Genomic DNA, 9,666 nt, shown 5'->3' with positions numbered 1-9,666 from the left:
CCCGACGGGGTGAAAAATACAGTTGCTACTGACTCCTGAATCGGACGATAAGCCGGGTCGTTTCTTCATGGGCAAGGCACACGCTGCTTATACGGGCAAACCGCCTGCGCCGGCTTTGAAAAAAGTCGTCTGAAAACGGCAGATGCCTTGTCCACAAAAATCGTGCCTATATCCGGATACTGCCTTTATGTTTACAATCATAATGTTATAAAGTATCATCCTTACTTTTGTTTCATTTTGAACACATCGTCTTTAATTTTCGATATTGTTATGAATTCCATTTTACTCACCGGATTGTTCCAACGCCTGCTGATTGCGCTTTTCGCTTTGGCGGCGGTTTGGGGCGTGTATTTTTGGGCGGTTGCATGAGTATCGTTGTTGAAAATCTGACGGTCAGCTACCGGACACGGCCTGCCGTACACCATGTCGGCATCGAATTTGCCGAGCATTCGATGTGGGCGGTCTGCGGGCCGAACGGGGCGGGCAAATCAACTTTTTTAAAAGCGGTCATGGGTTTGCAGCAAGTCGATACGGGACGCGTCCTCCTGCAAAACCTGCAACGCAAAGACATCGCCTATCTGCCGCAGCAGTCGGACATCGACCGCGGCCAGCCGATGACGGTTTTCGAACTGGCGGCGATGGGTTTGTGGTACGAAATCGGCTTTTTCGGACGGGTTGACGCGGCGCAGCGTACCCGCGTTTTGGATGCGCTTGCGCGCGTCGGTATGCGGGATTTTGCCGACAGGCAGATCGCGCATTTGTCCAACGGCCAGTTTCAGCGCGTTTTATTTGCGCGTATGCTGGCGCAGGGGGCAAAATTCCTGCTTTTGGACGAACCTTTCAACGCCGTCGATGCGCGCACGACTTACGCGCTTTTGGACGTATTGCGCCAATGCAATGAGGAAGGGCAGGCAATTATCGCGGTGTTGCACGATTATGCGCAGGTACGCGATTATTTTTCGGACACGCTGTTGCTGGCCCGGGAAAAGGTTGTGGCGGGCAGAACGCCGTCCGTCCTGACCGATGAAAACCTTGCCCGCGCGAATATGCTGATGCAGCGGCAGGAGTCGGAGGACTGGTGCGACGTATAGCTTGCGCTGCCCCCCTTGTAAGGCAGTACGTCGTCTGAAAGACGCGGCGAAGGATTTTCAGACGACGTTTCCCATTTTCAGAAGTTTTCCCTTATTTACCGGATACCATGAATTTATACGATTTGCTGATTTCCCCTTTTGCGGAATTCGACTTTATGCGCTATGCGCTTGCGTCGGTATTCTGTCTGGCTTTGAGTGCCGCTCCGGTCGGCGTGTTCCTGGTCATGCGGCGCATGAGCCTGGTAGGCGATGCTTTGAGCCATGCCGTCCTGCCCGGTGCGGCAATCGGTTATATGTTTGCCGGGCTGAGCCTGCCGGCAATGAGCGTCGGCGGGTTTGCGGCAGGCTTGCTGATGGCGCTGTTGGCGGGTTTGGCGAGCCGTTTTACATCGTTGAAGGAAGATGCCAACTTTGCCGCCTTTTATCTGAGCAGTCTGGCAATCGGCGTGGTTTTGGTCAGTAAAAACGGCAGCAGCGTCGATTTGCTGCATCTCTTGTTCGGGTCGGTCTTATCGGTGGACATTCCCGCGCTGCAACTGATTGCCGCCTCGGCAAGCGTCACGGTAACGGCATTGGCGATTATTTACCGCCCGCTGGTTTTGGAAAGCATTGACCCGCTGTTTCTGAAGGCGGTCGGCGGGAAGGGCGGCTTTTGGCACGTCGTTTTCCTGATTTTGGTGGTGATGAACCTTGTTGCAGGCTTTCAGGCACTCGGTACGCTGATGTCGGTCGGTCTGATGATGCTGCCGTCGATTACCGCGCGGCTCTGGGCGAAAAGCATGGGCGCGTTGATGGCTTTGTCCGTCTTTATCGCACTGATCTGCGGTTTTGCCGGACTGCTGTTTTCCTATCACGTCGAAATTCCGTCCGGACCTGCGATTATCTTGTGCTGTGGCGTGCTGTATGCCGTATCGCTGGTGTTCGGGCGCGAAGGCGGTATATTGGGCAAATGGTTCAAGCGTCGCAAGCACAAGGCCTTGTGAAGGGCAGTTAGTTGTGCAAGCTGAAAATCAAAAAGGTCGTCTGAAAAGCTGCTTGGGCTTTCAGACGACCTTTTTATCGGGTTTACCGCTCGGATTTTCGAATCCGATTTATTGTTATTCAAACAGAAACGCTTCAATCGGCGTCATTTCCGCATAGGTGGAGATTCACTTTTAATTTTGACAACCGTTTTTCAAATACCTATTTCTCAAGATTTTCGACGGATTCCTGCCGATGCGGGAATCTCGGCGGATGGCGGGCAGAGTGTTTTTCCAACCCTTTATCCCTGCTGCTTCAAAACTGTTTCTCCACGCTGACGAATGTCTGCATACTTTTGCGGGAATAGAAGCCGCTCATATTGCTGTCGATTTTGAGATAACGGAAATTCAAATGCGGCACTAAGCCTTTCCATGAAATTTTATTGTGCCAAACAGAGGCATTTGCCTGATATTCATGGTCTTTTCGGGTCAGACGGTACACCAGGCTTCCCGGCGCATCAAAGGTACGGCGGGCGTAGCGCAGGTTGGTGCGGATGCCGAATCCATTCTCAAACGCTTTCGCCGCGCCGAAGCGTATGCCCTTGCGTACGGATGCCTGCTCCGCTTCTTTGGTCATGTCGTGCGACCAGTCTGCGCCGCCGTAGAGCAGCCAGTTTTTCGGTGCAGAGTATGCCAGCGTTGCTCCCACTAGCGGCATATGGCTGTTGTAACGCGCTGCCGAACCGCTGTTCCGATAGTATTTTTTGATATAGCCTGCATTGAGCGAGAGCCGCCATTTTTCGTTCAGACGACGTGAAAAATCGGTATGGATACCGGTTTCGCGATTATAGCGTTTGCCGCCCAGCCAGTTTTGCTCGGCAAACGGTACAACCCCGAAAGATTGCACCGCCGAACGGTTTTTATAGCCTGCCGCCAAGCGCAGGCTTTGCTCGTTAAAATCCTGATTGTCCCAATAATGCACGCCGTCGCCGCTGAGACTACCGTAAACAAAATGATGTCCGCCCACATTGATTTCGCGTGATATGCCTGCACCGTAGCGGATACCGTGCGCCTTTTGCGGCAGGCTGTCAGCGGTTTTATTCCAGCGTCTGCCGTTCCATTCTATAACGCGCTCGGACGAGGCATTGTTCACATTATCAGTCTGCTCGTATTGCAGCGAAACATCGGGCTGCCAGCTTTGCGCCGATTCAATGGAAGCAAGATAGCGGTCGGCAAGTTGCTGCATGGGCGGCTGCAAATCCGGTTTTGCCCGTTTCAATTCAGCTTTTGCCTCATGGTACTGTTTGTTTTCAAACATCATGACGCCCAAATCGAAACGCGGATACGCCAAATCGGGATGTTTCGCCAAAATGCCGCGATAGAGCGATACAGCCTCACTATGCCGCAACTGACTGCGCCGCAAGGCGCCTAAAGCATAATCGTATAAAACGGCATCCCGGTCGGGCGCGGCTTTATATTGCGCCAACAAACCTTCCAGTGTCTTCCAGTCCCGTCCGATTAATGCGCGGTTGATCTGTGCTTCCAATGAGGAATCGGCAGAAAGGTCGTCTGAAAGCCTCTGTTCTGTGGGTTTGTCGTCGGTAAAATCTTTTGAAGGTGTTTCGCTGTTAGGCTGCTTGTCAAAAAATACAGGCGCAGGTACACGGACAACGGGTGTATCGGCAAGGGCGACCGTTGGGAAAGAGAGCATCAGTAAGACGAGATGATTTTTATTCATTTTATTCAGTGGGATATGGATGGCAGGAGTATCCTGTCATTATACGGATAACGCGGTGAAAATGGTCGAAAAGGTCGTCTGAAACATTTTCAGACGACCTTTTGCCTTTATCCGTCAAACCGCGGCTGCTTCAGGTTTGGCTTTGTTTTTCTTGAATTTCAACACGGCTTCTTCTTTTGCCGCATCCCAGTCTATCCGAACGAAGCCGCCGTCGGCGAGTTTGCCGAACAGGAGTTCGTCGGCGAGCGGTTTGCGGATTTTTTCCTGAATCAGGCGGTGCATCGGGCGTGCGCCCATTTGCGGGTCGAAACCTTTTTCCGCCAGATATTTGCGCAATGCCGGCGTGAATTCAGCCTCGACTTTTTTGTCGAGGAGCTGGTGCTCGAGCTGGAGCAGGAATTTGTCCACGACTTTGGCGATGACGGGTTCGGACAAGGACGCAAACGGGATAATCGTGTCCAAGCGGTTGCGGAACTCGGGCGTGAAGAGCTTGTTGATTGCCTGCATTTCGTCGCCGCGTTCGCGCTTGGCGGTAAAGCCGAGGCTGGGGCGGCTGAGGCTTTCCGCGCCTGCGTTGGTGGTCATAATCAGGATGACGTTGCGGAAGTCGGCACTCTTGCCGTTGTTGTCAGTCAATTTGCCTGCGTCCATGACTTGCAGGAGGACGTTGAAAATGTCGGGATGGGCTTTTTCGATTTCGTCCAAGAGTAACACGCAGTGCGGATGTTTGTTGGCGGCTTCGGTCAAAAGGCCGCCCTGGTCGAAGCCGACGTAGCCCGGCGGCGCACCGATAAGGCGCGATACGGCGTGGGGCTCCATGTATTCGGACATGTCGAAGCGTTGCAGCGGTACGCCCATCGAGTAGGCAAGCTGTTTGGCGACTTCGGTTTTGCCGACGCCGGTCGGGCCGGAGAAGAGGAAGCTGCCTATGGGTTTGTCGGGCAGGGCGAGACCGGAGCGCGACATTTTGACGGCGGCAACCAGCGCGTCGATGGCGTTTTCCTGACCGTAAACCATGTTTTTCAAATCGCGGCCGAGGAATTGCAGCACTTGTTTGTCGTCGTGTGACACGGTTTTTTCGGGAATCCGTGCGACTTTGGCGATGACGGTTTCGATTTGCGCTTTGCCGATGACTTTTTTCTGTTTGGATTTGGGCAAAATCCTTTGCGCCGCGCCTGCTTCATCCATCACGTCGATGGCTTTGTCGGGCAGGAAACGCTCGTTGATGTAGCGGGCGGAGAGTTCGGCGGCGGCTTCGAGTGCGCCTTGCGTGTAGCGTACTTGGTGGAAGCCTTCGAACATTGGTTTCAAGCCGCGCAGGATTTGCACGGTTTCGGCGACGGTGGGTTCGACCACGTCGATTTTTTGGAAGCGGCGGCTTAAGGCGTGGTCTTTGTCGAAAATGGTGCGGTATTCGTCGTAGGTGGTCGCGCCGATGCAGCGCAGCGAGCCTTTCGCCAGCGCGGGTTTGAGCAGGTTGGACGCGTCCATCGTGCCGCCGCTGGTGCTGCCCGCGCCGATGATGGTGTGGATTTCGTCGATGAACAAAATGGCGTGCGGGATTTTTTCGAGCTGTTTCAAGACGGATTTGACCCGCGCTTCAAAATCGCCGCGGTATTTCGTGCCCGCCAAAAGCGAACCCATATCCAGCGCGTACACTTCGGCATCTTTGAGTGCGTCGGGAATGTCGCCGTTGACGATTTGATGCGCCAAGCCTTCCGCCAGCGCGGTTTTGCCCACGCCTGCTTCGCCGACCAAAAGCGGATTGTTTTTGCGGCGGCGGCATAGGATTTGCACCAGCCGTTCCATTTCGTGTTTTCTGCCGATTAAGGGGTCGATGCGGCCGGCTTTGACTTCGGCGTTGAGGTTTACAGTGTAGTCCGACAACGAGCCGCTTTTCAATTCGACGGGGTCGTCTGAATCATTGTCGGGGTCGTCTGAAAAGCCTTTGTGTTCGTCGTCTTCGGTTGCGCCGTGGGCAATGCAGCGCAAAACTTCAAAACGCGTAACCGATTGCAGCTTGAGGAAATAGACAGCGTGGCTGTCGGTTTCGCTCATCAGCGCCACCAAAACGTCCAACGGCTCGACCAAGCCTTTGCCTGCGGATTGGGTATGCACCATCGCCCGCTGGATGACGCGTTGGAAGCCGAGCGTGGGCTGGGTTTCGACCGTATCTAAAAGGTGGTCGGGAATCTGCGGGGTATTTTCGGCAACGCTGGCGGCGAGCTGTTCGGACAACACTTTCAAATCTGCGCCGCAGAGCTTGAGGACGTTGGGGACGGAGGCGTCTTCTTCGATTAACACCAAAAGCAGATGCTCGAGGCTGATAAATTCATAATGAGCCTTACGCGCCTCGCGGTAAAGCTGCTGCAAAATCTGTTCCAATTCGGGTGAAAGCATATTAAATCTCCTCGACAATACATTGCAGCGGATGCCCTTCGGCTTTTGCCCGTTGCATGACCTGCTGCTGCTTGGTTTGGGCGATGTCCCGTGTGTAAGTGCCGCACAAGCCTTTGCCTTCGTGATGAACCAACAGCATCACCGCCACCGCCTGCTCCTGTCCGAGCATGAAGATTTCGGTCAGGATTTCGACGACAAATTCCATCGTGGTGTAATCGTCGTTCAGCAAAAATACGCCGTAACGTTTCGGCGGGGCGGTTTTTTGGTCGCTTAAAAGTGTATCGGATTCGTGATGTGTGTTTGGGTTGTTCATAAATATTTGGCTTTGTGGAAGAGGATTTGTTTTCAGACGACCTTGTGAAAGGTTTGATATCAAATGAATCTATAAATAAAGTGATTATAAGGTTTATTTCGATTTCTGTTGTATTTTGGTCGGTTTCCGCCATTTTCGCACTTTTTCCCTTGTATGGCTTGACGTTTTGGCTTAACAAATGTAAAAAGACGGTTAAGCAGAAGCCGGCACTCGACCAAGTATATAAAGCTAGGGAGAAACGCTGAACGTTTAAGTTTGCTGTATGCCTTATTTTGCTGATTTTGTTAATTTTTAAGTATAGGAAGTTTCTAATGGCAACCGGTATCGTAAAATGGTTTAACGACGCTAAAGGTTTTGGTTTCATCACTCCTGACGAAGGCGGCGAAGATCTGTTCGCTCACTTCTCAGCGATCAACATGGAAGGTTTCAAAACCCTGAAAGAAGGCCAACGCGTGTCTTTCGACGTAACCACCGGCCCTAAAGGCAAACAAGCTGCTAACATTCAGGCTGCTTAATTAAACGTGCGGCTTATGCCGTAGAATAATGGCGGGATTGATTCCCCGCCATTTTTTATTGTCTATGAGAAACGGAATCCATATGGCAGAAGACAAACAAAATGCCGCCTACGAAAACGCCCTGCGGCAGTTGGACGAACTCATCGCGCATCTGCGTAGCAGCGGGGAAGTCAGCTGCACGGTGGCGGAACAAGAAGACCTGATGCTGATACGGCTTGCCGATTTGAAAATCGATTTGAGGCCGAATGATGAAAAGGCGATAGCGGATATTGACCGGTTTTACCGCCGCCATTTGGGGGGCAAGTAAAAACAGTTTCAGGTTTTAAGAAATTGAAAATGCAAAAAATAAACGGCACACCTTGGCGTGCCGTTTATTTTTGAGATTAAGGTTTGAGGTTGCTTGCCAGCAGCCATTCTTGAGCCTTTGTAGCATCATCAAAATATTTGGGGTGTTGGTTGGTCAAGAGGCTGGAGAGGCGTGCGCCGAGTTTGATCCAGATGTCATCTGTAATGACGGCAACCCGACCGAAGTCGTTTTCGTGTTGATTGAGGAATTTTATTTGTTCCACCGCCATATCGATGGTGAAGTCTTTCAGCATGGACAAATCCAAGAGTATGTCGGGCAGGTGGATTTTTTGTTTGCTTTCCAACAGGGCGGATTCGAGTTGGCGGAAGTCGTCCAGCGTAAACTCGTTGTACAACGCTACATTCAAACCATAAGACTGCTCTCGGATGGAAATCATCATGCTCTCCTTGTTTGAGGACGTTAATGTCCGGAAAACCATTTTTTAATCGCAACCGGCCGGATACCGCTCAATACGCCGCTTGCTACAATAATAATCATACCAAAGGTTTCCTGCCAAGTAACGGTATCTCCTAAAAACATTACGCCTGCCAATGCGGAGAAAACGACAGTCAGGTAGGAGAGTGAGGCGACAGTGAATTTGTTGCCGACTTTATAAGCGCGGGTCATGCAGAGTTGGGCGATGGTCGCGGACAGCCCGATACCTGCCAAGTAGGGTAATGCCTCGGCAGACAAGGGATGCCAGCCGGTCAGCGTTGCCCAAACCGCCGACATGGCGACGCCGGTTACCGACAGGTAAAACACGACCCGCCAGCCCGGTTCGCCAAGCAGGGACAACTCGCGTACCTGCAAATACGCCCAACCCGACATCGCTCCGCCTGCCAAGCCTGCCAATGCAGCAATTTCTTGCCCGCCTTTGAACGAAGGGTTTAGCAGTAGGATGACACCGACGAAGCCGAATACCAATATTGCCTGCGTATAAAATGCAATCCGTTCTTTTAAAATCAAAAATGAAAACACGGCCAAAAAAATCGACGAGGTGTAGCTTAAGGTTACGCCTGTTGCCAGCGGCAGGTGGGTAACGGCATAAAACAGGCACAACATCGCCGCTGTGCCGATGACGCTGCGGTTGAGGTGGATTTTCCAATACCGTGTGGCAAATGTGTCTCCCCTCATTTTCGCTATGGCGGCGAGCATGATGGCTGCAAAGCTCATGCGCCAGAAAACCAATTCGCCGCTGCTGAAGCCGAATTTTCCCGCTGCCGCTTTGATGCAGAGGTTCATGACGGTAAAACCGAGGGTGGCGATGATAATCCATGCGGAACCGAGCGGATCCTTATTCGCGGTTTGGTTCATTTTGATATTAACGGATAGGTAGGGCGTTCATTATAGTGATGTAGGAGTCTTCGGGGAATAAATATTCAAAAAGGTTGTCTGAAGAGCATATCTTGTTTTCAGACGACCTTTTGACGGATTAAAGAACATAGAAATAAATACAAAGAAACTGCGCTATGCTGCCGCCTAAGACGAATAGGTGCCAGATGCCGTGTCCGTGTTTGATTTTGGTATCATTAACAAACCAATAAATGCCTGCGCTGTATAAAATACCACCTAACGCCAGCCAAAACAGCCCGGCAAAGGGAAGGGTGCGTACCAGTGGCGATACGGCAACTAAAATCAGCCAACCCATAATGACGTAAATCATCATGGAGAGCAGCCGTTTTTCGCTTTTCCTGCCGATAGTCAGTTCTTGAATAATGCCGAAGAGTGCCAAGCCCCAGGATAGGCCGAACAATGACCACCCCCAACCGCCTTTAAGGGGTATCAGCGTAAACGGGGTATAGCTGCCCGCAATCAGCAGGTAAATCATGCAGTGGTCCACTTTTTGCAAAATCGCCTTAATTTTGGGCTGGGGAATGCTGTGGTAAAGTGTGGAGCCAAGATAGAGCAGGATTAGGCAGATGCCGTAGGTGAGTGCGGAGGCAAGTTGGTAGGGACCGTTTGCCTTGACTGTCATCAGCACTAATGCCGCCACGGCCAGCATCGAGCCTGCCAAATGGCTGTATGCATTGAAGCGTTCACCGTGATACATAAGAGTAGTTCTCATTTCTTTAGGTGTAGAAAGTGTACGCGAAAGGCAAAGGCGGGGCTAGGATAAAAGGATAAAGATAAGTTAAGGTTGTCTGAAAAAACAAATCTTGGTTACAGACGGCCTTTTGTTTTTTAAGGCTAGGTTGAATAATGATATTGATATGTTTCAATATAAAATAAAAAACTAAAGCCTTGCTGTATTAGCAAGGCTTTAATCAAAAACTGGCACGCCCACGGGGAATCGAACCCCGGTTA

General features: G+C 51.5%; 10 protein-coding genes. 4 read left to right on the top strand and 6 right to left on the bottom strand.

The genetic code is table 11. From position 1 onward, the window contains the following. The first annotated feature begins 365 nt into the window (after positions 1 to 365). Together HMPREF3066_RS00900 and HMPREF3066_RS00895 are read left to right on the top strand one after the other, a co-directional pair. Positions 366 to 1,091 carry a metal ABC transporter ATP-binding protein gene (locus HMPREF3066_RS00900; RefSeq protein WP_070439855.1) on the top strand — a complete coding sequence of 242 codons (726 nt, stop codon included), beginning with the start codon at positions 366 to 368 and terminating at the stop codon, positions 1,089 to 1,091. Positions 1,092 to 1,198: 107 nt separating this feature from the next. Continuing rightward, the gene (locus tag HMPREF3066_RS00895) at positions 1,199 to 2,074 is read left to right on the top strand and encodes a metal ABC transporter permease (protein WP_070439853.1); all 876 of its coding nucleotides are present in this window, start codon (positions 1,199 to 1,201) and stop codon (positions 2,072 to 2,074) included. 292 nt (positions 2,075 to 2,366) lie between these two features. Here the strand turns inward: HMPREF3066_RS00895 and HMPREF3066_RS11855 are convergent, their stop codons facing one another. From HMPREF3066_RS11855 to clpS, 3 genes are all read right to left on the bottom strand, one after another. Continuing rightward, positions 2,367 to 3,788 (bottom strand): surface lipoprotein assembly modifier, encoded by a 1,422-nt coding sequence (locus tag HMPREF3066_RS11855; RefSeq protein ID WP_083286371.1) that lies wholly within the window; start codon positions 3,786 to 3,788, stop codon positions 2,367 to 2,369. 114 nt (positions 3,789 to 3,902) lie between these two features. Then, positions 3,903 to 6,188, bottom strand: a complete 2,286-nt coding sequence (gene clpA / locus HMPREF3066_RS00885; RefSeq protein WP_070439851.1) for an ATP-dependent Clp protease ATP-binding subunit ClpA — start codon at positions 6,186 to 6,188, stop codon at positions 3,903 to 3,905. A 1-nt stretch (position 6,189) separates the two neighbouring features. Further along, on the bottom strand, positions 6,190 to 6,501 hold the full coding sequence (gene clpS / locus HMPREF3066_RS00880; protein WP_003755322.1) for an ATP-dependent Clp protease adapter ClpS: 312 nt from the start codon (positions 6,499 to 6,501) through the stop codon (positions 6,190 to 6,192). A gap of 311 nt (positions 6,502 to 6,812) precedes the next feature. On the opposite strand from clpS, the gene HMPREF3066_RS00870 reads away from it, so the two are divergent. Further along, complete coding sequence (locus HMPREF3066_RS00870) at positions 6,813 to 7,016, top strand: cold-shock protein (RefSeq protein ID WP_002217533.1); 204 nt, start codon at positions 6,813 to 6,815, stop codon at positions 7,014 to 7,016. Positions 7,017 to 7,098: 82 nt separating this feature from the next. Further along, positions 7,099 to 7,323, top strand: coding sequence for a branched-chain amino acid ABC transporter (locus HMPREF3066_RS00865; protein WP_070439848.1), 225 nt, complete (start codon positions 7,099 to 7,101; stop codon positions 7,321 to 7,323). 76 nt (positions 7,324 to 7,399) lie between these two features. On the opposite strand, the gene HMPREF3066_RS00860 is transcribed toward HMPREF3066_RS00865, so the two are convergent. The 3 genes from HMPREF3066_RS00860 to trhA form a co-directional block, all read right to left on the bottom strand. Continuing rightward, positions 7,400 to 7,759 (bottom strand): SpoIIAA family protein, encoded by a 360-nt coding sequence (locus HMPREF3066_RS00860; protein ID WP_016687463.1) that lies wholly within the window; start codon positions 7,757 to 7,759, stop codon positions 7,400 to 7,402. A gap of 23 nt (positions 7,760 to 7,782) precedes the next feature. After that, positions 7,783 to 8,676, bottom strand: coding sequence for a DMT family transporter (locus HMPREF3066_RS00855; RefSeq protein ID WP_070439845.1), 894 nt, complete (start codon positions 8,674 to 8,676; stop codon positions 7,783 to 7,785). A 118-nt stretch (positions 8,677 to 8,794) separates the two neighbouring features. Next, positions 8,795 to 9,412 (bottom strand): PAQR family membrane homeostasis protein TrhA, encoded by a 618-nt coding sequence (trhA, locus tag HMPREF3066_RS00850; protein WP_045075409.1) that lies wholly within the window; start codon positions 9,410 to 9,412, stop codon positions 8,795 to 8,797. Between the last annotated feature and the right edge of the window lie 254 nt (positions 9,413 to 9,666).

This window comes from Neisseria sp. HMSC03D10, assembly GCF_001807625.1.
Lineage (GTDB): Bacteria > Pseudomonadota > Gammaproteobacteria > Burkholderiales > Neisseriaceae > Neisseria > Neisseria mucosa.
This window is presented reverse-complemented; position numbering and strand designations above follow the sequence as displayed.